Origin of the sequence: Corynebacterium pseudotuberculosis (assembly GCF_002155265.1) — a bacterium.
Lineage (GTDB): Bacteria > Actinomycetota > Actinomycetes > Mycobacteriales > Mycobacteriaceae > Corynebacterium > Corynebacterium pseudotuberculosis.
Window position 1 is genome coordinate 690857 of record NZ_CP021251.1, and the last position, 24221, is coordinate 715077.

General features: G+C 56.2%; 16 protein-coding genes. 8 read left to right on the forward strand and 8 right to left on the reverse strand.

The features are described 5' to 3' along the window. Window positions 1–44: 44 nt before the first annotated feature. The 7 genes from CpATCC19410_RS03315 (at window position 45) to CpATCC19410_RS03345 (ending at window position 13880) form a co-directional block, all read left to right on the forward strand. Entirely contained in the window at window positions 45–1367 is a 1323-nt protein-coding gene (locus CpATCC19410_RS03315; RefSeq protein ID WP_014301007.1) for a glycosyltransferase family 87 protein, read from the forward strand. Window positions 1368–1732: 365 nt separating this feature from the next. Next, window positions 1733–3667: an alpha/beta hydrolase-fold protein gene (locus CpATCC19410_RS03320; RefSeq protein WP_013242812.1), complete on the forward strand. Its 1935-nt coding sequence runs from the start codon at window positions 1733–1735 to the stop codon at window positions 3665–3667. Continuing rightward, a complete protein-coding gene (locus CpATCC19410_RS03325; RefSeq protein ID WP_013242811.1) occupies window positions 3667–4194 on the forward strand; it encodes a DUF732 domain-containing protein in 528 nt (175 codons plus the stop codon). The genes CpATCC19410_RS03320 and CpATCC19410_RS03325 overlap by 1 nt, the downstream gene beginning before the upstream one ends. A gap of 5 nt (window positions 4195–4199) precedes the next feature. After that, window positions 4200–5126: a cutinase family protein gene (locus CpATCC19410_RS03330; RefSeq protein ID WP_013242810.1), complete on the forward strand. Its 927-nt coding sequence runs from the start codon at window positions 4200–4202 to the stop codon at window positions 5124–5126. Window positions 5127–5404: 278 nt separating this feature from the next. After that, window positions 5405–7252 carry a FadD32-like long-chain-fatty-acid--AMP ligase gene (locus CpATCC19410_RS03335; protein ID WP_014401441.1) on the forward strand — a complete coding sequence of 616 codons (1848 nt, stop codon included), beginning with the start codon at window positions 5405–5407 and terminating at the stop codon, window positions 7250–7252. Between the two features lie 215 nt (window positions 7253–7467). After that, window positions 7468–12303, forward strand: a complete 4836-nt coding sequence (pks13, locus tag CpATCC19410_RS03340; protein ID WP_014401440.1) for a polyketide synthase Pks13 — start codon at window positions 7468–7470, stop codon at window positions 12301–12303. A gap of 29 nt (window positions 12304–12332) precedes the next feature. Next, window positions 12333–13880 carry an acyl-CoA carboxylase subunit beta gene (locus CpATCC19410_RS03345; RefSeq protein WP_014522485.1) on the forward strand — a complete coding sequence of 516 codons (1548 nt, stop codon included), beginning with the start codon at window positions 12333–12335 and terminating at the stop codon, window positions 13878–13880. 59 nt (window positions 13881–13939) lie between these two features. On the opposite strand, the gene CpATCC19410_RS03350 is transcribed toward CpATCC19410_RS03345, so the two are convergent. From CpATCC19410_RS03350 to trmB, 7 genes are all read right to left on the reverse strand, one after another. After that, window positions 13940–14581, reverse strand: a complete 642-nt coding sequence (locus CpATCC19410_RS03350) for a DedA family protein (RefSeq protein WP_013242806.1) — start codon at window positions 14579–14581, stop codon at window positions 13940–13942. 211 nt (window positions 14582–14792) lie between these two features. Then, complete coding sequence (locus CpATCC19410_RS03355) at window positions 14793–15422, reverse strand: hypothetical protein (RefSeq protein ID WP_013242805.1); 630 nt, start codon at window positions 15420–15422, stop codon at window positions 14793–14795. Between the two features lie 114 nt (window positions 15423–15536). Continuing rightward, window positions 15537–15884 carry a DUF3054 domain-containing protein gene (locus tag CpATCC19410_RS03360; RefSeq protein WP_013242804.1) on the reverse strand — a complete coding sequence of 116 codons (348 nt, stop codon included), beginning with the start codon at window positions 15882–15884 and terminating at the stop codon, window positions 15537–15539. Continuing rightward, on the reverse strand, window positions 15881–16909 hold the full coding sequence (locus tag CpATCC19410_RS03365) for a lysylphosphatidylglycerol synthase transmembrane domain-containing protein (RefSeq protein ID WP_014301004.1): 1029 nt from the start codon (window positions 16907–16909) through the stop codon (window positions 15881–15883). Before CpATCC19410_RS03365 ends, CpATCC19410_RS03360 begins: the two co-directional genes overlap by 4 nt. Before the next feature lie 46 nt (window positions 16910–16955). Beyond that, on the reverse strand, window positions 16956–19580 hold the full coding sequence (locus CpATCC19410_RS03370) for an MMPL family transporter (RefSeq protein ID WP_013242802.1): 2625 nt from the start codon (window positions 19578–19580) through the stop codon (window positions 16956–16958). Between the two features lie 11 nt (window positions 19581–19591). Beyond that, entirely contained in the window at window positions 19592–20251 is a 660-nt protein-coding gene (locus CpATCC19410_RS03375; RefSeq protein ID WP_013242801.1) for an NYN domain-containing protein, read from the reverse strand. Then, entirely contained in the window at window positions 20248–21021 is a 774-nt protein-coding gene (gene trmB, locus CpATCC19410_RS03380; protein WP_014522578.1) for a tRNA (guanosine(46)-N7)-methyltransferase TrmB, read from the reverse strand. The genes CpATCC19410_RS03375 and trmB overlap by 4 nt, the downstream gene beginning before the upstream one ends. A 549-nt stretch (window positions 21022–21570) precedes the next feature. Here trmB and CpATCC19410_RS03385 point away from each other — a divergent pair. Then, window positions 21571–23406, forward strand: coding sequence for a phosphoenolpyruvate carboxykinase (GTP) (locus CpATCC19410_RS03385; RefSeq protein WP_013242799.1), 1836 nt, complete (start codon window positions 21571–21573; stop codon window positions 23404–23406). Window positions 23407–23439: 33 nt separating this feature from the next. Here CpATCC19410_RS03385 and CpATCC19410_RS03390 read toward each other — a convergent pair whose 3' ends face one another. Beyond that, entirely contained in the window at window positions 23440–24207 is a 768-nt protein-coding gene (locus CpATCC19410_RS03390) for a class I SAM-dependent methyltransferase (RefSeq protein ID WP_013242798.1), read from the reverse strand. Window positions 24208–24221 lie beyond the last annotated feature (14 nt).

Consider the following 24221-nt stretch of genomic DNA (forward strand, 5'->3'; position numbering starts at 1 on the left):
CTGTTTCTATTGTCCGCTTCTGTTTGTGCTTCCAAGGTGATCGCATGTCCCATATGTCTGAGAGGTCTCAGTCATTCTTGACCCCGCTTGGATGGTTGCTGGCGCTCTTTGCCGGGTGGGCCGCATGGTGGCAGGGGTCTCGAAATTCTCAGCCTGATGATTGGGCGAGCCTGTGGGTAGGCGGACGTATCGTTGCGGATGGCCATGCGGACAGTCTTTATTCCATTGATCCGACAGATTTTGGTAACCCCACGGGGCCAGTGTGGGCGGAGTATGGGGAAAAAGTTAGCGACCTCGCGCCTTTTGCACATCCTTTTGTCCATAACCCCTTGGTCGCCTACGTATTGGCACCGGTGACCCAATTGATGAGTTTTTCCACGAGCGCTTCTGTGTTGTTGGTGCTCAGTGGCATATCAGTGGTCTTGTTTAGTGCTGGTTGCATTAACTTATGGACGCGCCAGACCCCTCAGATAGTTCCCTTAATAATTGCCTCGGTGGCGGTGTGGGTTTCTGCGTCGACACAGCTCAGCTTCTGGATCGGGCAGACTACTCCCATCATTATGATGCTGATTGTTGTGGGGCTCTGTATGAGTGTGCGTCGACCGTGGCTATCGGGATTACTTTTATCCATCGCGGTGCTGATCAAGCTCACTCCGGTGCTCATCGTGGTGATAATGCTGATCTTTGCCAAACGCAGGCGTGCTGGAGTGTGGGCCGCGGGGCTGAGCCTGCTCTGGGGTCTGCTTACCCTCATCGTTGCGCCGGGGCCGGTTATTGGTGCGTGGCTGCAGACTTTAGGATGGCTGGGGTCAAAGACCCTGGTTTCTCCGATTAATCAGTCCCTGGCGTCGTTACTAGCTCGAGGGCAACAGCCCGAGGGGAGCATTGTTGCCGTGATCGATGAGGCTCCTGCATCGGTGATGTGGTGGAGCTTTGGAATAGTGCTGGTCACCATAGCATTATTCCTGTTCAGCCTGATCAGGCTGAAAGACTTCCGATTTGAGATTTGTGCGGTAGTTGCTTTTTTGGGGGTCACGGCATTAGCGGGAATTGTATGGACTCACTACACGATGGTGGCCTTTGTGGCTGTGGCGGGGTTGGTGGTGCTGTCTGAGAAAACTTCTTGGTGGGCAGTGCTTGGGCTGCTTCCCGCGGTATTGCTTTTCCCGCCGTTTGGAGAGGCATTTGTTTCTGCGGAAAGAACTCCCAACTCCCTCATGTGGGCAGGTTTCCTCTCTTTGGTCATTCCGATGATTGTGCTGGCTGGAATGGGGTTGGGGGCACGCCCGGAGATTCGTTCTGAAAGGACGCTTCGGTGGGGTTCCCTGGTGGCGTCGGTGAAGGAAATAGTGAGCGGTCGTGGATAGATATACGCCTGAGAACCCTGATAATGGTGTGAAAATAACGTATTAGAGCTAAAGAAGAGTAAAAAGTGCCGGTGTGTCACTAGCCAAAGTCTCAAGTTGAACTTAAACTTGAGAAACGACCTTGTGGTCCTATTGTCTTCGTGCCCACACACGATTCCAAGGGGCCACTGCGGCGAGAATAAGTCAATAACTCGGCTGCATCGAGGCGTTTGTAACGGCGATCAAGGTGAGCGCAGATAGAAATAGGGAATTTCCGGAGGCGGGGAACCTCCGGAGACGCCCCGTCTGCACCACGCTTGCCCTTGGTATGTCGTGGTCAGCGCTGGATTAAAGCCAACCATAACTACTAGAAGGACAAAGACTCTATGCGCGACACCGCATCCCGTCTCAGCAAACGTGGTTCCCTCTGGATCGCTGCGGCTGCTGTACCTGCTGCTTTGGCAGTAGGCGCCGCAGTCATCGTTCCGGCCACGACGACGGCTCAGAGTGCCCACATCGGTGGGCTTATCGACGACCAAACCGGCTACCTCAAAAACGAGGGAGTACATCGGACCCCGATCCGTACCGATCACCCGAAGATCGAAGGCCTGCCAGAGGGCGTGTCTGTTGATCGCGTCGAGTGGATCACCAACCGCCGCATAGCGCTGTTTATCAAGTCGGCTGCGATGCCCGGTAACCCCATACAGGTTCAGGTGCTCCTGGCTCGCGACTGGCACCAGGATCCAAACCGCACCTTCCCATCAGTGTGGGCCCTTGACGGCCTGCGTGCTGTGGAAACCGAAAGCGGTTGGACCATCAACACCAATATCGAGCAGTTCTATGCAGACAAGAACGTCAACGTAGTCATGCCGGTGGGTGGCGAGTCTTCCTTCTATTCAGATTGGCAGCGCGAGAACAACGGTAAGCACTACAAGTGGGAGACCTTCCTTACCCAGGAGCTTGTACCTGTGTTGGCGCACGGATACCGCACTAATGACTCCCGCGCCGTCGTCGGGCTTTCCATGGGTGGAACCGCCGCAGTTAACTTGGCCGAGCGTCGCCCGGACCTATTCAAGTTTGTCGGCTCATTCTCGGGTTATCTAGACACCACCTCTATTGGCATGCCTACGGCTATCCGTGCGGCACAACGGGACGCAGGTGGATATGACACCACTGCAATGTGGGGGCCGGATGGCTCTCAGGATTGGATCGATCACGATCCGAAGCTCGGCGTTGAGGCCCTGAAGGGCATTAAGACCTATGTTTCTGCAGGTTCCGGACGCGATGACTATGGTCAGCCCGGATCCGTTGCTAAGAACCAGGGCACGTATGCCGGCATTGGCCTGGAAGTCATCTCTCGTATGACCACGCAGACCTTTGTGGATTATGCCAAGCGTGCAGGAGTGGACGTAGTATCGCACTTCCGTCCTTCCGGCGTGCACGACTGGCCTTATTGGCAGTTTGAAATGACTCAGGCGTGGCCATACATGGCCGATGCTTTGGGATTGTCTTCCGAGGATCGAGGCGCATCCTGCGCAGCCATCGGTGCTATCGCCGAGGCAACCAAGGGCGGCCAGGTGGGAACCTGCGTAAACAATGAGTATGACATTGCTGGCGGCAAGGCTGAGGACTTTGTCGACGGCCGCGCTTATTGGTCCCCAGCGACCGGCGCGCATGCGCTCGGCGGGCGCGTCGGAGCCCGCTACTCCGAGATCGGTGGCCCTAACTCCTGGCTGGGATTCCCAGTTTCCGGTGACTTTAAGCTCAAGGACAACGTTGTTGCCGCACAGTTCGAGCGAGGCAACATCTACTGGTCTCCAGAGCGCGGCGCTTTTGAAGTCCCCAAGGACCTCGTGGATAAGTGGGGCGAGATTCAGTGGGAGAACGGCTCCTTGGGCTACCCGGTGGAAGACGCGAAGGACATCAATGGCGGCCTGGTGCAAAAGTTCCAGGGCGGATACGTTACCCGCGACAAAGACCATAAGAACCACTGGGTTCGCGGTGAGATTGCCAGAAAGTATGGCGAGATGGACACCGCTAAGTCTAAGCTTGGCTTCCCAACCTCGGATGAATACCTTATCCCGGGCGGCGCCTTCCAGCAGTTCGAGCACGGCAATATTTATTGGTCTGCAACGACCGGCGCACACGTGATCTACAAGGGCGCGATCTTTGACGCGTGGGGAGCCAAGAAGTGGGAGCAGGGAGAGTATGGTTGGCCAACCTCCGATCAGAGCTCGATCCCTGCGGGCGGTGAAGAAATCTCCTTCCAGCACGGCAAGATCAGTGAAATAAACGGACGCGTAGTGGAGGATCGTCGATAATGCGCAGTAACCGCCTCCTTGTAGGAGCTCTTTTAACTGGCGTTGGTGTTACTCTCGCTGCTTGCGGCGGGGGCGCTACCGTAGAAGATTCCGGCACGAGTACTAGTATTGCCCCGCTAACGCGGGAGGCTAAATCCTCTGACTCTACGTCGGCTAAGAGCTCGGCTTCTGAGACAACATCCGCACACGATTCGGGCTCTGCTTCGAATGGTGGCGGGCGTGTGGAAGAGCCATTCAAGGATGGCGCGGGCCAGGAGATTACGGCTAAGCCAACGCCTGGGGAGTCCTTCTCTGCAAAAGAAAAGGCATTTTTGGATGCCTTGACCAAGGGCGGAGTGAACGTCGCTGGGGTAGAAAACCAGATGATCGGGGCTGCCGGCGTTGTGTGTCAAGGAAACAGCCAATCGTTGAGCCCGGCTACTGTTCAGGCAGTTGCGGGGCAGCTCTTGGAACAGCAACGAGCAAAGCTTTCCTTTGACGAGCTGACTAAGCTCATTGATTCTTCGGCCCGATCCGCGTACTGCTAAAGATTATGAAGAAACTGCTCACGGTTATAGCGACCATCGTGGTGTTGATGCTGATTCTTGTAGGCATCGTTCGGTGGATGAGTGATAAGGATATGAATCCGCTTGATCCCGGTGATAGGGGCGCCGCCCCTAAGTCGGGGGAGACATCTGAGCCCGTCCAGCCTTCGCACTGCCCTGACGTGGAATTTATATCTGCGCCGGGTACGTGGGAATCGGCAAAGAACGATGATCCAATCAATCCAATGGCAAATCCTGCATCCTTTATGTTGTCTATTTCTCGACCACTGCAAGAGCAGTATTCTGCAAACCGCGTAAAGGTATGGACGCTGCCTTATACGGCGCAGTTCCGGAACATCAATGCTCAGCATGAGCTGAGCTATGACGAGTCAAGGCAAGAGGGCACGTCCACGCTAGAGGGTGAGTTGATTCGCACCCATCAGGAATGCCCGCTGACAGACTTCATTCTCGCTGGTTTCTCCCAGGGGGCAGTGATTGCTGGAGATATTGCTAACAAGATTGGTACCGGTCAGGGAGTTATCCCCGCGGAGCGAGTGAGGGGTGTCGCCCTCATCGCGGATGGCAGGAGACAGCCAGGTGTGGGCCAGGCTGTAGGAAATCCTGTGGACGGTGTTGGAGCGGAAGTTGCTCTCGAGCCACTCAACTTTGTGATTCAGCCCATTGTCCCGGGGGCTACCATGCGCGGTCCGCGCGTTAATGGTTTTGGTGAGTTGGATGCAAAAACCTTTGAGATCTGTGCGCCGGATGACACGATCTGTGATGCCCCGGCTGACGTAGGAAATGCGTTGATCCGAGCTCAGGCATTGGTTGAGGCAAACGGCGTTCACGCGCTTTATGCGACCAACCCGCACGTAATTCCTGGAACCACTGCCAACCAATGGGTAGTGGACTGGGCAAAGGGCCTGATCGGCTAATCGAGCAGTATGAGAAAGCTGGAAACCTCACGGGGTTTCCAGCTTTTGTTTTTGTGCACGGATAACCTCTGGAGGGGACCTGCCGAGTGCGTCGTACTGCCGACGCTTAAGGGGATTGGTAGCCTATAGCTAAAGATTTCCCCTAAATATCTAGATTTTTGATCACTGTGTAACGCTTTCGCAATCAAAACTAATAAAGTAGATGGAACGTTAAGCACTTTCGGTGCGTGCGGATGGCTGTGTAGTGGCCCCGTGCTAGGAAACCCTCAAGGAGATTTATGGATCTGAATCAGGCTATGCGCCAGTTCTTTAACGAGAAGGGCGAGATTACCCTCCGGCCCGAGCTGACCCTCGCTGGCCTTGGCGAGGTTCTCTTCCAGGCTGATGCCGCAACAGGCGGGGCTGATCGCCACTGCATCCGCTTCTGGGACTTCACTTCTTCCCGGGAAGGCGAAGCCCGTGACTTTAACCGAACCGAGGTAAACACCCGGATCAAGGTAGTTGCAGCGCGTCTTCAGCAGGTAGGCAGTATCGGTGACCGCGTGGCTATTCTGGCTAACAACAGCCCAGAGTATCTCTTTGGATTCCTAGGTTCGCTCTACGCAGGCATGGTCCCCGTGCCGCTGTATGACCCGACAGAGCCGGGCCATGCAGACCACCTCACTGCAGTTATGGGGGACGCCAAGCCCACCATCGTGTTGACCAACAACACGTCTGCTACGGCTGTTCGCCGCTTCTTTGCAGACACCCCAGGTGCGGAACGCCCACGTATCATTTCCATCGACTCCTTGCCTGATTCTGGCGCACAGAGCTTTGTTAACCCATTGCTCACGGAGGAAGGACAGGCCTTCGCTGCTGCTGCAAAGGTTGCTCCTGTTGATCTTCCGGCATTCTTGCAGTACACCTCGGGCTCTACCCGTACCCCCGCAGGTGTTGTGCTGACTAACCGTTCGATCTTGACCAACGTGCTGCAGATCTTCACAGCCATTCAGCTCAAGACGCCACTGCGCCTTGTCTCTTGGCTTCCGCTGCACCATGACATGGGCATCATCTTGGCAGCGTTTGTGACTCTGCTGGGTCTGGAGTTTGAGCTCATGGCTCCACGCGACTTTATCCAGCAGCCATCGCGCTGGGTGAATCAGCTTAAGCGCCGTGAGGGTGACAACGCGGTTTACACTGTTGTCCCGAACTTTGCGCTGGAGTTGGCGGCTCGTTACGCAGCCCCTGAGGCCGGCTCGGATGCGGATTTCTCCAAGGTCGACGGTCTTATCGTCGGTTCCGAGCCTGTCACGGAAAAGGCAGTGAACGCTTTCTTGGCTGCGTTTGGGCCTTTTGGTCTCAACCGCTCTGTGATTCGCCCCTCTTACGGTTTGGCAGAGGCATCCCTGCTGGTGACCACACCGCAAACTCCGGAACGCCCGCACATTGCGTACTTTGATCGCGATCAGCTCGCTGCAAACAAGGCCGTACAGGTTGCTTCCGATTCTCCTGCTTCCATATCCATAATGGGGTGTGGCCAGGCAGTTGCACCACAGAAGCTCGTGATCGTGGATCCTGAGACCAAGCAAGAGCTTGCCGACGGCTCCATCGGTGAGATCTGGGTTCATGGCGATAACGTGGCGGCCGGCTACCTGGATCGCGCTGAGGACACAGTGGAGACCTTCCGCAATACGTTGGCAGGTCGTTTGGCTGAGAACTCCCATGCAGAAGACGCTCCCGAGGATGACCGCTGGATGGCTACCGGCGACCTTGGAACCATAGTCGACGGCGACCTATTTATCACCGGTCGACTCAAGGACCTGGTCATTATCTCTGGTCGTAACCACTATCCGCAGGATATTGAGTACACCGTGGATCATGCTTCCGAGCACATCCGCCCGGCAGCCGTCGCTGCGTTTGCTATTGAAGGCGATGACGTAGAAAAGCTGGTTATCCTGGCTGAGCGTGACCTTGAGCGCGACGCTAGCGGTGATGCTGAAGCTATCGAGGCGATCCGTGCAGCAGTGACGGAATCCCATGGCGTGGTTCCTGCTGATATCCGCGTGGTTGCTCCTGGAGAGATCCTCCGCTCTTCTTCCGGGAAGATCGCGCGACGCGTGAACAAGAAGGCATACCTAGAGCAGTAATTGGATTTGGGTAGAGGAGGGGTCGTCGAAAAGCTTAATGCGCGGCGGCCCCTTCTTGTGCTTTTATAGTGCGGGTTTGGCAAACCGCAGTGGATGAAACATTTAGTTCCTCGGTGACGATATAGAATAGAACGACTGTCGTAGGTAAATCTTATCGGTGCTCCTTTTTCGAGGGGTGCCGATATTTCGCCGATCACTGAGAAGGTTTTATAGGTATGGATTCTCGCCAGGGTGCCAAAAACGCGATGACCACCGAGCAACTGAGAGTATGGTTGCGCAACTGGGTTATCGCCACTACTGGTCTACCGGCTGAAGAGATCACAGATGACAAGCCGATGCAGTCTTTCGGTTTGTCTTCCCGTGATGTTGTGCTGCTATCAGGCGAGTTGGAGAACCTCCTCGGTGTTCAGCTTGATGCAACGATCGCCTATGAATATCCGACTATCGCGGCGCTGTCTAAGCGCCTGGTAGAGGGTGCTCCCCGTGAGCAGGCTGTACGTCTACAGACCCTCACCCGTACCTCGGCTACCTCAGGGAACCACGACATTGCGGTTGTGGGTATGGCGGCGCGCTATCCGGGCGCCCGCAACATCGATGAGATGTGGTCCATGCTGGTGGAGGGGCGCGACGGCATTACCGATCTCCCCATTGGGCGTTGGTCGGAATATGCGGCTGATGAGGTCACCACCAAAAAGATGGCCGATATCGATTTCCGGGGCGGCTATCTGGACGATATTTCCAGTTTTGATGCCGAGTTTTTTGGGCTTTCACCGCTGGAGGCCGTGAACATTGACCCGCAGCAGCGCATCATGCTTGAGCTGACGTGGGAGGCCCTGGAACACGCGCACATTGCGCCCTCCCAATTGCGCGGGGAACCGGTAGGCGTGTTCGTTGGTTCTTCCAGCAACGACTATGGAATGTTGATCAGCGCAGATCCCTCTGAGTCGCACCCCTATGCGCTCACGGGTACTGCCAGCTCGATCATCCCCAACCGTATCTCCTATGCATTCGACTTCCGTGGGCCGTCGGTCAGCGTAGACACCGCTTGTTCCTCCTCGCTGGTATCTGTGCACCAAGCCATTCGGGCGTTGCGTGAGGGAGATGCCTCCGTTGCTGTGGCTGGTGGAGTGAATATCCTCGCTGCCCCCTTTGTCTCTACGGGCTTTGGTGAGCTGGGGGTCTTTAGCCCCACCGGAAAGATTCATGCTTTCTCCGATGACGCAGACGGTTTTGTGCGTTCCGACGGTGCCGGCGTGCTCATTTTAAAGCGAGTGCAGGACGCCATTACGGATGGCGACAATATCCTGGCTGTGATCAAAGGCTCGGCCGTCAATTCAGATGGGCATTCCAACGGGCTAACTGCCCCGAACCCTGATGCACAGGTAGACGTCCTGCATCGTGCCTATAACGACGCCGGCGTGGACCCCGCGACCGTGGACTATGTGGAGGCGCACGGTACCGGCACGATCCTCGGCGACCCCATTGAGGCCACCTCCCTAGGTAAGGTCCTGGGCCCCGGGCGCGATTATGCTACGCCCACCCTGCTGGGGTCAGCCAAGACAAACTTTGGGCACACCGAGTCGGCCGCAGGCGCTGCTGGCCTGATCAAGGTTGTGCTCTCTATGATTAACAACGTGCTGCCGCCGTCCCTCAACTACACGGCACCGAACCGCTACGTTGACTTTGACGCGGAACACCTTGAGGTGATTGAGGACCCGCGTGAATGGCCTGAGTACTCGGGACACAAAATTGCAGGTGTGTCCGGCTTTGGTTTTGGCGGAACCAACGCGCACGTGGTTGTTTCCTCCTTTGTTCCTGAGGAATACACTGCTCAGCAGAAGCCCACTCCGCAGCTGATAGACCCGGAGGATCCTAACGCGGTCACTCTCGAGGTATCGGGGCTGTTGCCGTCGCGACGCAGAGAAGTCGCTGCACAGCTTGCAGACTTCCTGGAAGGGCGTGCGGACGAAGACCTGATTAAGGTTGCGCGTAGCGTAGCCAAGCGTAACCATGGGCGTTCTCGCGCCGTAGTCCACGCAAATACCACCGCGGATGCCGTGAAGCGCCTGCGCCAGGTTGCGGAAGGCAAGATCAGTGCGGGTATTGCCGCCGCAGATTCGCCGGCTACTGTCGGGCCAGTTTTTGTCTACTCCGGTTTTGGCTCCCAGCATCGCAAGATGGTGAAGAACCTGGTGGCTATGTCTTCCGAGTTCCGGGCGCGCCTGGAAGAGCTTGATCAGCTGGTAGTTTTTGAGTCGGGATGGTCCATCCTGGATATCGTCGCTGACGATGCACAGACCTATGACACCGAAACCGCACAGGTGGCTATCACCGCAATCCAGATCGCGCTGACGGATCTCTTGGCCTCCTATGGGGCTCGCCCGGCCGCGGTGATGGGTATGTCCATGGGCGAGATAGCAGCGGCATATGCAGCCGGTGGCTTGAGCGCTGAGGATGCTATGCGCATTGCGTGCCATCGCTCCCGACTCATGGGAGAGGGCGAAAAGTCTCTTCCTGAGGACCAGCTGGGTGCGATGGCTGTGGTGGAGTTCTCCGTGGAGGCACTCGACGAGTTTATTGCCGCCCATCCAGATTTTGCTGGTATTGAGCCTGCCGTTTATGCCGGCCCAGGGATGACCACAGTGGGCGGGCCACGAGAGGCCGTGGTGCGTCTTGTAGAGAAGCTGGAGTCTGAAGAGAAGTTCGCTCGTCTGCTTAACGTTAAGGGCGCCGGGCATACGAGTGCCGTTGAGCCGCTTCTTGGTGAGCTCGCAGCCGAGACCTCGGACATTACCCCGCTACCTATCAGCATTCCGTTGTTTAGCTCTGTGGACCGGGGAGTCACATATCCGGTGGGCTCTGTGGTTCACGATTCAGACTATTGGCTGCGCTGTACCCGCCAGGCTGTGTGGTTCCAGGACGCTACTGAGCAGGCGTTTGCCGCAGGGCACACAATGTTGGTAGAAATTTCGCCGAACCCGGTTGCCTTGATGGGCATGATGAACACGGCGTTCAGCGTAGGCAAGGGCGACGCACAGCTACTATTTGCACTCAAGCGCAAGGTAAGCGAGGCCGAGTCCATCCGGGATCTCCTGGGCAAGATGTATGTTCAGGGCGCCCCGATAGACTTCAGCCGTCTTTATGGGGAAGGCGAGACTATTCATGCTCCTCATATCCCTTGGAAGCGTCAGCGCTACTGGACCGCTGCTCGCCCGTCGTCGGGCAATCATGCAGCATTGCCCGGCGCAAAGGTGACGCTGCCGCAAGGGGCAGTGGCCTTCTCCACCACAGCTGACCTGGTTCCTTCTGCAGCCGCTCTATTGGAAGCTGCAGTGGAGGCTGTTCTTCCAGGCGCTACGCTCATTGCGGTAGAAGAGACCGGAACACTACCGCCCTCAGGTGATCTAACAACTGTGGTCACTCGCAATATTGGTGGCGTGAGCGTAGAGATTCACCGCGTTATGGGTGACACCACCGTTGCCGTTGCGGAAGGCTTTGCCACCGCTGTGGCTTTGGCGGCTGATTCTTTTGAGACTCCGGCACCGCTGACTCAGGATATTTCTGCACATCAGGCAGAACAGCCTTCTGATTTTGTGGGCGAGTCCCTGCGCTGGGACCCGACGAGCGGGGAAACCGTGGAACAGCGGATGCGCGCTATTGTCTCCGAGGCAATGGGCTATGACGTGGAGGATCTTCCGCTCGAGCTGCCTCTTATCGATCTCGGATTAGACTCCCTGATGGGTATGCGCATCAAGAACCGCATTGAATACGATTTCCAGATCCCTCCGCTACAGGTCCAGGCGCTTCGCGACGCCTCCGCGGCCGAGGTAGTCAGCCTTGTGGAAGGCTTGGTTGCGGCTAAGCCAGCCGACGATGGCACCACTTCTGCTGCTACCGCTGATGCTGAGCGCACCCTGGCACCGGTGCCTACTGCTGCTGCAAAGAGTGAACCCCGTGACGGTGCTAAAGGCGTAGGAGTGGCTCCGCGTGATGCGTCGGAACGCCTTGTCTTTGCTACGTGGGCAGGAATCACTGGTGCTGCGGCAGCGGGAGTCACCAGTGAGCTTCCGTCAATCACTGAAGAGCAGGCTAAGGACATCGCTGAGCGGCTCACCGAGCGTGGCGGCATTGAAGTAACTACAGAGCAGGTTTTTGCTGCGAAGACTCTAGAGCCGCTGGCCAACATTGTTCGCGAGGGGCTAGAGACCGACGTCGAAGGCAATATTCGCGTGCTGCGGGCTCGTCCGGAAGGCTCGACCGCGCCGGCCGTGTTCATGTTCCATCCCGCCGGCGGTTCTTCCGTTGTATACCAACCGCTGATGCGACGACTCCCCGCTGAGGTTCCCGTGTATGGTGTGGAGCGCCTGGAGGGCGCTTTGGACGAGCGCGCGGCTCAGTACCTTGATGAGATCAAGCATTATTCCGATGGCCTTCCGGTTATTTTGGGAGGCTGGAGCTTTGGCGGAGCGTTGGCTTATGAGGTCGCACATCAGTTGCAGGGCAGCGATGTAGAGATCGCTACGATCGCGCTGCTGGATACGGTTCAGCCTAAGGATCCGGCGCCAGACACGATGGAAGAGACTAAGAAGCGGTGGGAGCGCTACTCGGCGTTTGCTAAGAAGACCTACGGCCTTGACTTCCCGGTACCTTATGAGCTCTTGGAAACTGCTGGTGAAGACGCTCTCCTGACCATGATGAGCGAGTTCTTGGCCAACACGGATGCTTCTGAGCATGGCCTTTCTGCCGGTGTGCTGGAGCACCAGAGGGCCTCCTTTGTAGATAACCGAATTTTGGACAAGATGGATATGCAGCGTTGGGCCGGTGTTAAGGCGCCTGTGATCTTGTTCCGTGCAGAACGCATGCACGATGGGGCTATTGAACTGGAACCGGCGTACGCTGAGATTAATCAGGACGGTGGTTGGTCGGCTATCGTAGAGCAGTTGGACATTGTGCAACTGCGCGGCGATCACCTCGCGGTGGTCGATGAGCCGGAAATTGCTACGGTGGGCCTTGCGCTGACCAAGCGAATTTCAGAACTGCACAGCAAATAATCCCCAAGCAGGTGACTGACTAAGTGAGCATGAAGACAACTGCGGAAAAGCTAGCTGATCTACGCGCGCGCCTTGAAAAGGCCCAGGACCCAGGCAGCGAACGCGCCCGCGCAAAGCGCGATGAGGCAGGTTTTACCACGCCTCGTCAGCGTATTCAGCGACTTCTTGATGACGGCTCTTTCGTAGAAATCGGCGCACTTGGCCGCACGCCTGATGAAAAAGACGCCCCTTATGGCGATGGCGTGGTCACTGGGTACGGGCGTATCGATGGCCGTCCCGTGGCTATCTACGCACACGATAAGACGGTGTACGGCGGCTCTGTGGGCGTGACCTTTGGCCGCAAGGTTTGTGAAGTCATGGATATGGCCATCAAGATTGGTTGTCCGGTGATCGGCATCCAGGATTCTGGTGGCGCCCGCATCCAGGATGCTGTGACTTCACTAGCGATGTATTCGGAGATTTCTCGCAGGCAGCTTCCTTTGTCTGGCCGTAGCCCACAGATCTCTATCATGATGGGTAAATCCGCTGGTGGTGCAGTGTATGCGCCGGTAACTACTGACTTTGTGGTGGCCGTTGATGGGCGCGCGGAGTTGTATGTCACAGGCCCCGCCGTGATCAAGGAAGTCACCGGCGAGGAAATTAGTTCCCATGATCTGGGATCTGCCCGCCAGCAGGAACTCAACGGCAACGTCTCCTATGTGGCTGCCGATGAAGAAGACGCATTCAATTATGTCCACGACCTTTTGCAGCACCTGCCGCTGACCTGCCAGGATCCCAATCCTGAATATTGGGCTCCTGCAGATGAGGATCTTGCCGATGACGAGGCCCTAGATTCCTTTATGCCGGATGACACCAACGCCGGCTATGACATGCACGATCTGCTCAAGCGTCTTTTCGACTCCGATGATTTCCTTGAGGTGCAGCCGAACTTTGCGCCTAACTTGATTACGGGTTTTGCGCGTATCGACGGAAAATCCGTAGGCGTGGTGGCCAACCAACCATTAGAGTTTGCCGGCTGCATCGATGCCGATGCCGCTGATAAGGGTGCTCGGTTCATCCGTATTTGCGATGCTTACAACATCCCGGTTTTGTTTGTGGTGGATACCCCTGGCTACCTGCCTGGCGTGGACCAAGAAAAGGCTGGTCTGATCCATCGCGGTGCCAAGCTAGCCTTTGCCTTGGTAGAGGCTACCGTTCCTAAAATCTCATTGATTGTGCGTAAAGCCTATGGCGGAGCGTATGCGGTGATGGGCTCCAAGAACCTTACTGGAGACATCAACCTGGCCTGGCCGACAGCTCAGATCGCCGTGATGGGTGCCGCGGCGGCTTCCGTGATGATCCAAGGCAAGCAGCTGGCGATGATCGAGGATGAGACGCAGCGTGCATACATGAAGAAGGTGTTCATGGACTTCTACGATGAGAACATGACCAGCCCCTATGTTGCTGCCGAGCGCGGCTATGTGGACGCCATGATTCAGCCTCATGAGACGCGCATAGCTTTGCGACGCGCAATGCGTCAGCTAGAGACCAAGGATGTCCGCGACCTGCCTAAGAAGCACACCATCATGCCTATGTAGGCGATTAAGCATGTTATAAGAGGAAAAATCCCCTGTGATGAAAGTCCAGGGGATTTTTCTTATTTATTCTCCTCGGCGTGCGCGTCTGCTTTTTTATCCAGCCATTGTCCCGTTATCCGCCCAAAGACGAGCGCGATGATCCCCAGGATAAGGACTGCGCCGCCCAGGACCCAGGAGATATCCGTGATCCAGGTATGCGCGGCTCTACCCAAAAAGCTAACCATGAGCGTAATTGTTCCGGCCCACGCTATAGCGCCGGCAGCGTTGGCAAAAAAGAAGTGAGAATAAGACATATGGGTCACCCCAGCCAGCGGTCCTGCGAGGATGCGTAGTAGGGCGATGAAGCGTCCGCCGAGGACTACGGGAACCCCTTTGGTCCGCATGAGGTGTTCAGCATAACGCATCCTGTTGGGGGAGAAATGGCGGGGAAAGCGTCTTTCTAGCCAGGAAGTAAGGTGGTGCCCGTAGTGGTGTCCTAGAGAATAACCTATGTTATCGCCGATAATCGCTCCGACGCATGCTACCGCAAAGACCCAGAGCACATGGATATTGGCCGCGTGGGTCGTGGATAGGAGCGATGCTGCGATTACTGCAGTCTCACCTGGAATGGGTATTCCGATGCTCTCAATGAGTACTCCGATCCCTACGATTGCATAAACAACCACGGGATTGAGTCCAGCCAGAAAGGTCTCCACTGTCATTGTGCTTAGAATAGTCGAATATGCCGGCAAGAGAGGGCTGTGTCGGTGATTAATTGAGAGGTTGTGAGGGATATTGCCCCTGGCCGTGGTGCGCTTGATCTGAAAAGAAAGAGTAGCTCCACCGGCAGAAGCGGGTGGAGCTACTCAGAATGGTCCTAATCCCTGGAGCGCAAGAAATCATGTGCCTATGCCCCAGGAAGTTTTAAAGAGTTTATGCGGTGGTCGTTGGGGTGAAAGCGTTTGCGACGTCGTCTGTCGGAAGCTGGTAGTGCTTTGCGACCTTTTCTGTGGTGGAGAGCCAATCTGCATAGAGTCGCATAACGTCTATGGTGCTTTGTACCTTTTGGGCGGCGCGGACGAAGGCGTCATTGTTGGAAGCTGAGCCCTTTGGTTCGGCTTCCTGCAATTCCTTGATGTACTGGTTGGCTTTAGTGGCCTCTTCGCGCGTGGCGTCGATCGCCGTTTTTAGTTCCTTTTCGGCATGCTCCTTAGGAGAGCTCTTAATGAAGGAATCTAATTCTTCTTGACTTGGATTAGCTGCTTTGAGGGCCTCTTCTCCCTCATGCTTAATGTAGGCAGCGGCGCCACCCTTCTCCTCAATTTTCTTTAATAGTTGCTTGGCTTCTTGGAGCTTCTGCTCCGGGGTCTTGGTGGGGGCATCTGCAAGAGCCTGGAGCTCGGAAAGGATGTTATCTTCTGCTGCCGGCGCTGCGAACGCAGGAGCTGCAGGGGAGATGATGGCCGCCGCGAGAATTCCGCTGATGATAAAGGGGAGTCGACGTGAAGATCTAGACGTGAAAACCTCTTTGCTGTGTTGCTCTGGACGAAAACGAGGAACCATTCTCAAGGATGCAAAAGGGCCCCGTGAATGGAACCTGAGGTAGGAAGTTACTTCCAGAAATTAACCTAGCAAAAAGTATATGTTAAGGGAATACTTATTTTTAAGAGGTTTAGATTAAGTATTTGATTGGCTATTGTTTATTTTTCCAGCTACGGCCCGCCAACCTAGGAGTAAGATTCCGCTCATTACGGTAGCCACGATCATAAAAGACCAGTGGGGGACCTGCCCGTGGCGGATGCCCCATACCAAGAGTCCGGCTGCCGCGGTAGCGACCCAGACCACAACGCCATGACGCAAGGAAAGCGGATTCTGGGCGCGGATGAGAAGCCAGCCCAGTGCCGTTCCGATGAGGAAAGGCCACCAGGTATCCAGGATCTGGAATATGCCAAGACCGCCGTGTGCTGCCCGGGCCAATACGGCGAATGCCAGCACAGCTATAACGTCATAGCAGAAGTACTTCATGAGGTTGCGGTCTCCTTATAGGGTTCGTTGTCTTGGTCGCCATAGCTTGCGCGTATTCCGCCGCGGGCAACGGTGACAAAGTAAATGATCCAGCCAATGGCCGTGATAAGGGCAAAGGATAAAATACGGTAAACAAAAACTGCCCCAAAGGCGGGGGATACGGGCATGCCCACGGCTACCAGGCTTGCAGTCATGGCGGCCTCAACAGGACCCACACCGGCCGGGGTGATTTGTGCGGTGCCTACGATTTTTGCAGTAACAAAGGCGAGGGTCACGCCGAGGAACGAGGGGATCTCACCGATGCGTTCCAGGCCAGGCAGGTTGCCTGTAACTGCCCAGATGCATAGCCAGAGGCTGGCGACGTCGAAAAGCCAGTTGGAGAGCGAAAGTAATGAAACTACGCGAAAGCGACTAGGGGTGAGGTGTACGGCGTCTAACTGCGCGATCTGCCCTTTAATCGTGGGAATCCATCGTTCGGGATTCTTGCGCATCAGGCGGTTGAAAGCACGCACGATTCCGGTGACGTAATAGCTGGTTGTGCGTGGGTTATTGGTTGCTGCATAGAGCAATACGGAGACCCCGACCATCACGCCTGCGGTGCCCAGTAGCGGCCATATGCTGAACTGCGCCCCCATGAATAACACTCCGACAATGCCAAGGGCCACGAGCCATAGTGTGGATAACGCGCCGGAGACTACGATAAACCACGAGCTTACTAGGATGCTTACGCCCCACGTGCGCATGGTTTTGAATTGATACACCGTGGAAATAGCTGCGCCCCCGGGGAATGTTCCTGACCAAGAATTGGCAATGAACACTAGCTGGGTGGTGTGCAGCAGGCTGACCTTTGACCCGCCGGCACGCAGAAGTTGCCGCATGACCTCGGCCATAGCGATCAGGGAGACAAGGACCGCGACGACGGATAGGACGAGCCCGGTGTTGTTTGCCTCTAAGACCTCGCGGTATCCCTCGGCGAGAAACGGCATTTTATCGCGTAGCAAGAAGGCGGCGATCGCAAGGATCACCAGCGGTCCTAAAAACCGCACCCACTTGTTATGCCACCATCGGGCTCTAATGTTCTTCACGCAGACGCTTCACCAGCTCAGAGAAGGGGACGAGATCGTTGTCCTCGGAGGCAATGCGTCCGGATCGGCCTGCGGTCCGGGGGTCCACCACTGTTGTGTCGGAGACGAGGGTCTCGCGTCGCGAATGGTGTAGCTTGCGCTTTGAGGCATACGAGCCTTGCCCCTCCACTGTATCGGTGCTTCCCATATCGCGCGATGTGGCAGATGTGCTGCCCCATGTGCGGTTGGGGTTAAAAGTGGGCATCTCCGGGTGGGGAGCTGCTGCGCGCGGAGCCGCCGGGCGCGGAGGCTCCGGACGCGGAGGCGTGGGACGTGGAGCCGCTGGGCGCGGAGGAGCTGCGGTGCGCACTGGGGAAGGACGTTCTTTCACCGGGACCATGGTGCTTGTATCGTCCATATAAGCGGATACTGGCACGCGAGGTTGTGCGGGTTCCGCATGCCTCATGGGCTTATCGACGCTCTCCACGGGCACAGAAACAACAGGCAGCGGTTCAGGCGCAGCGTTGTGCCCCATGGCTTCGGAGGCTCGCTTGACCCAGCGGGGAGCCCACCAGTTATCTTCGCGCAGTAGATGCATGACTGCTGGGACGAGAAGCATGCGGATGATGGTGGCGTCGAAAAGCAATGCCACGACCATGCCAAACGCGATGTACTTCATCATCACAATCTCTGAGAAGCCAAAGGCGCCACAGACCACGATCATGATCAGCGCGGCAGCCGTAATGATGCCGCCGGTATGGGCAGTGCCGTACTTGATGGCCTCATCGGTGGATTCGCCGTTGTCGCGTGCCTCCACCATGCGGGAAACAAGGAATACTTCATAGTCAGTGGACAGGCCATAGACAATCGCCATGATGAGGACCAAGACGGGGCTCATCAATGGGCCGGCGGAGAAGTTAAAGAGACCGGAGCCGACGCCATCAACGAACATCGAGGTGAGAATGCCCAGAGTGGCACCCATTCCAAGGATGGTCATGATGATGGCTTTGGCTGGCAGGATCATTGAGCCGAAGACTAGCGACATCAGGATGAACGTGGCCAGCACGATGTAGATAGCCATCCATGGCAGCTTGTCAAAGAGCGCCTCGATGGACTCGACTTCCATTGCAGGGGTGCCGCCAATGTGTACGTTGACGCCCTCGGGAACCTCGATTGCGCGGAGCTGCTTTACCACGGACTCATTGTCTTTACGATCAGCGATACCCGCAGAGAGAACGGTGGTGCCATCCTTTGTTGCAGTCGACGGCTTGAACCTATCTGTGAGGCCGGTGATCGTGTTCGCCTGCTGATACACCTTGATCAGTTGATCGTTGGTGGCGTTGGAGACCACCAGCTTGATCGGCTCTGTGCGGAATGCCGGGAATTCCTTGTCAAAGGTGGACTGTGCTTTACGGACATCACTGTTAGGCGGCAAGTATGTCTCGTTGATCCCGCCGAACGTGATTCCCGCTAGTGGCACCGTTAGCGCGATCAAGAGAACGACGATGGATATAACGACAGTCTTGGAGCGCTTCATTGCCCATGCGGGGAGCTTGTACCACCAGGTACCGGCGAGCGTACGAGCGCTGCGATTGGTTCGTCGCAGTGTCCACTTGTCGATCTTTGTTCCTAGCATTGCAAAGATGGAAGGCAACACCGTGATGGACAACAAAGCTGCGAGGCCGACGGCACTGATGGCGCCGTAGGCTACCGATTTGAGGAAGGCCTGGGGGAACACCAGAAGGCCAGAAAGGGCCACGGCCACCATAGCGGCAGAAAAGACCACGGTCTTTCCGGCCGTGGAGGTGGTGATGCGCACCGCATCAGCAATATCCCGCCCCTGATCCATTTCCTCACGGAAGCGGGAGACCATGAAGAGGCCGTAGTCGATGGCTAGGCCCAAGCCGAGCAGCGTGACCACGGACTGTGCGAATACATTTACTTGCGTGAATCCGGCGAGGATGGATAGCACGCCGAGAGAACCCAAGATAGAAAGGATGCCCACGATAAGCGGCATAAAGGCGGCTACCACCGAGCCGAAAACAAACAGCAGCAAAATTGCCACGAGCGGAAGGGCTACGATTTCCGCACGTTTAATATCGCCCGCCATGCCGGAGTCGAGGGCGTCGGCGACCGCGGTTGCTCCAGCGACTTGTATGGTCACCCCATCAAATTGCGGCTTTAGGTTCCCCTTGATCGCTCGGAAGTCTTTCAACGTTTGCTCATGGTCGCCCCTGAGGGAGACCGCTGCAAAGGCCGTTTTCCCGTCCTTGGACAGCAACTGGGCGTTGCGGTTATCAAAGTAAGAGGTGACGTCTGCGATGTTGTCGGGGTGTAAAGCCTTGAGGTCGCCTAGATAGCGTTTGATCTCATCGAAGTTCTTGTTTTTTGCTATTCCGTCTTCAGAAGAGAAGAGGAGAATAACATCGCCGGAGTTATCGCGGCCAAAGACTTCTTGCTCAATGTTGGCAGCCTGAGTCGAGGAGGAGCCGGGATCGTCCCAGCCCTCTTGGCTCATGCGCTCGGCAAGGCGGATGCCAAAGATGCCATAAATCGCCACGATAAACACGACGATTGCCACGGGCACCACGCGGCGGTGGCGGTAAGCGAAGTCTCCCCAGCGTGAGAACATGTGTATTGATCCTAGCGATTAGACAATAAGGCAGTAAGTGGACGGAATGGCTGTAGCCATGCGCCTTCGTCGGGAAGCTTGTCCAGGCTGACGCGAGGTAGCGGGTCGCGGAATACTCCGGGCACTTCCTCTAAGTCTACGAACGTCAATGCCTCGTCGGCTACTGCCCAAGATGCGTGTTCGTGGAATCCAAGGACGGTGACGGCTACACCCTCGGCGGCTAACTCGTCCAGGGTGTCTTTGAAATTCTGGCCGTCTGCGCTGGCTACCACTAAGCCTTTGAGCTTGCCGGCCTGATGGCGTAAACGAATATGGGCGAGCATATCCGGGTCCACATCGGTTTCCTCGGAGAGCTTGGGCTTGGCAAACACCGCGAATCCGATGTTGCGCAATGCCTCTACCCAAGGGCGAACGTTATCCGCCCCACCGGGAGTGATGTTGGCAAAGACCGTGGCCTCGGCCTCGATCTTGATGCCAGTGGTATGGCTGAGTTCGCCTGCTTTGGCTAGCAGCCATTTACCTACGGCGTCGAAACGCGGGCGGTGAGCTGCGTTAGGTCGCCCGCCTAGGATGGCGCCGAGGCCCATATCTAGGTTGGGGGCATCCCATACCAAGAGGAGCTCGTTATCAGGGGCCACCGGGATGTGGAGGGGGATATCAAAGGAATTCATTTCTTCCTCCACAGGAATTCCGTAATGGTGTGGTCCTTGTCCAGCCCTTTACCCTCAAATTTGGTGATCACCTGGCGGTCGGTGAGCTGTGGACAGTCTGGCCAGGGCCAGCCCATGTACTCCAGCATGGGTTCTACATCCACGAGCTCGGTAATCCACTCGGCGTAGTCGGCGTGATCGGTGGCTACATGGAGCACTCCACCGGGCTTAAGCCGGGTGGCAATCAGGTTAAGCACCCCCGACTGGATGATGCGCCGTTTATGGTGGCGTGCTTTGGGCCAGGGATCGGGGAAATAGATACGAACCCCATCGAGGGAGGATTCTCCGAACATGCGGGTGAGAACTTCCACCCCATCGCCTCGAACCATGCGGATGTTGCTGATCTCATTGCGAACGATAGCTCCGAGAAGTTTGGCAAGGCCGGGCTTATACAACTCGACGGCAATAATATTTGTGTCGGTTTCGAGTGGGGCCATTGCGGCGGTAGAGGTTCCGGTCCCGGATCCAATTTCTACGATGGTTCGGGCATCATCACGCCCAAACCATTCCTCAACGTTTATCCGCTCATCATAGAGGACCGTGCCCAGCTGGGGCCAGTATTCCTCCCACATGCTTTCTTGATTATCAGTAAGCGTTCCGCGGCGGAAGCTGACGGATCCTAGACGGGGATAATCAAGGTTGTTGTTGAACTGGCTATTGAAATCGGTTTGCGGAGGACGCCCTGCGGGGAGTTCTCCGAGTGAATTTTGAGAATTATCAGAATTAGACATCCCCGCTATTTTGCCTCCCCACCGGGATTTGTTCAATGTGTGAGGCGCAAATCAGGGTAAAAAGAGTGAATTAAAGTGAAAAATGTGATTGAAGTGATTAATCGGAGACGGTTTTTGGCTGATATTTTCCTATGTATTGGCTAGATATCAGACCTCTGCGGATTGGGGTATTGGGAAGGATGGGAAAGTTGTTTCGGGGGAGGAGCGTCTGTAGCGAGGGGCTCTAGTGGGCGTTGATGGTTCGATGAGAGCTTCGGCTTTGTGTTTAGTGTTGCGCGCGGTGTTCCTTGATAAAACTGCAGCGCGTGCGAGTATTTGTAGTGTTCTATGAATGTTTTGCGTGGTCTTGCCCCCGAAAAGGGTGGATGTGTGAGGGGGAATTTTCAAAGATTTTCCCTCGATCTGGTGCGAATATCGGGGTGGAGCTGCAAATGGGCGGTTTTTGTGATGCGCATCTCTGAGTTAGTGTTCCTCTCCTTGCGTCTTAACGGCTACTGTGTGGTGAGGAAGAACAGTCAATTGACACGCGCAATTATGTCAGGAGAAGCGATGTCCACCGTGTCCATTAAGGGCCTTAAGGGTGAAGCCCCTACAAAGAATGAAGTACTGCTGAATTGGATTGCGGAGAATGTAGAGCTTTTCCAGCCGGAGCAAGTCGTCTTTGCAGATGGCTCTCAGGAGGAGTGGGATCGACTTACCTCGGAGCTCGTGGAAGCGGGCACACTTATTCGTCTCAATGAGGAAAAACGCCCAAATAGTTTCCTTGCGCGTTCCAACCCTGCGGATGTCGCACGCGTTGAGTCTCGTACCTTTATCTGTACCTCTACCCCAGAGGGAGCAGGCCCCACCAACAACTGGGCTGATCCGGTAGAGATGAAAGCCGAGATGACGGAACAATACCGTGGTGCCATGAAGGGGCGCACCATGTATGTAGTTCCATTCTGCATGGGACCTATCGACGATCCCGCGCCAAAGCTCGGTGTTCAGCTCACTGACTCCGCCTATGTGGTGCTTTCCATGCGTGTGATGACTCGTATGGGGGCCGAGGCGCTTGCCAAGATCGGCGACAACGGTTCTTTTGTTCCGTGTCTTCACTCCGTGGGCGCGCCATTGGAACCTGGTCAGGAAGATGTTCCGTGGCCGTGCAATGAGACTAAGTACATTACGCAGTTCCCAGAGACCAAGGAGATCTGGTCCTTTGGCTCTGGTTATGGCGGAAATGCCATCCTGGCCAAGAAGTGCTACGCGCTCCGCATTGCTTCTGTTATGGCAAAAGAGGAGGGCTGGATGGCTGAGCACATGCTCATCCTCAAGCTCACCTCTCCAGAAGACAAGGTCTACTACATTGCTGCGGCGTTCCCATCGGCATGCGGCAAGACCAACCTGGCCATGCTGCAGCCGACCATCGAGGGATGGAAGGCCGAGGTGGTTGGTGATGACATCGCATGGCTGCGCTTTGGTGAGGATGGACGCCTGTACGCCATCAACCCCGAGAATGGATTCTTCGGCGTAGCACCAGGAACCAACTACTCCTCTAACCCCAATGCCATGAAGACCATGGAGCCTGGCAACACCCTCTTCACTAACGTTGCGCTTACCGACGATGGCGACGTCTGGTGGGAAGAGCTGGAAAACCGACCTGAGCACCTTATCGATTGGAAGGGCAACGACTGGACCCCGGAGAGCGATCAGCCTTCTAGCCACCCGAACTCCCGCTATTGCGTGCCGCTAGAGCAGTGCCCTGTTGCTGCCCCCGAGTTCAACAATCCAGAAGGCGTTCCTATCTCCGCGATCCTCTTCGGTGGACGCCGACCAGACACAGTGCCGCTGGTTTCTCAGGCTCACAACTGGGATCACGCCACCATGATCGGTGCGCTGCTTTCTTCCGGCCAGACGGCTGCTGCAGAGGGGACAGTGGGCGCTTTGCGACACGACCCCATGGCTATGCTGCCGTTTATCGGGTACAACGCTGCGGATTACCTGCAGCATTGGATCGACATGGGTAAGAAGGGCGGCGACAAGATGCCGGCTGTCTTCCTTGTTAACTGGTTCCGCCGTGGCGACGACGGACGCTTCCTGTGGCCCGGGTTCGGAGACAACAGCCGCGTTCTCAAGTGGATCGTGGACCGCATTGAAGGCCGCGTAGAGGCCGAGGAAACCATCGCGGGTTACACCGCGCGCGTAGAGGACCTTGATCTGACTGGTCTGGACACCCCGATCGAAGACGTTAGAGAAGCCCTCTCTGCCCCTGCTGCTCAATGGAAGGGTGACCTAGAGGATAACGAGCAGTACCTTGAGTTCCTTGGTTCCAAGGGATCGGCAGTACCCGCAGAGGTGCTTGAACAATTTGAGGCCTTGAAGCAGCGCGTGGCTGCTGCAGAGTAACTCTTGCTGTTTGCGCCGGAACTCCCCGAAATTTTAAGGGAGTTCTGGTTTTTTTAGGACCACCACGAGGTTGCTTACAAGAAACTCGCGGAGAATCGGTATCTGTACCAGCCACCACGCCCAGCGTGGGTGATAACGCGGAAAAGCCAGGATCAGGTGCGCGTCGGAAAGCTTACGGGCCCAACGCAACCCCGCAGCACACGAGACGTTGAAGAGGGACGTGCCAAAAATATTTTTGGGCGGATGCCCGTGCCGGCGGCTGTAATAATCCCGGGCAAAATTGCCTCCGATATAGTGCTGCCATAAGCCGGTCTCATGCCCTCCAAAGGGGCCGAGCCATACGGTGTAGCTCAGGATTGTTAGGCCACCCGGTCGCGTTACCCGCAGCATCTCTTCCCCCATGACCCACGGATCAGCGATGTGTTCCGCCACGTTAGAGGAATACACCACATCAAAAGTATCTGAGGCAAAGGGAAGAGCGGTCCCGCTAGCGCGGACAGCGTTCGCTATGGTGATCCCCGCCGCAGACATCTCCCCGACGTCGGGTTCAACGCTAACGTAATAGGCCCCGCGTTGTTCAAACTCATCAGCAAAGTAGCCGGGCCCGCCCCCAACGTCTAAGACGCTGCCCATCGAAGATCGGGCGTCTTTGCACAGATTTGTTATAAGGCGTGCCGTGTCTGCTGCCAGTGGCGCGTAAAATTTATCAGGGGCTGTTTGTTCATGGCGAAAACTCCTCAGAAGCCTGAGGGAACGACGCAGGGTTGCAAGCTTTGCAGTGTGCTGTGGTGGTTTCGCCATGGAGATTATCTTTT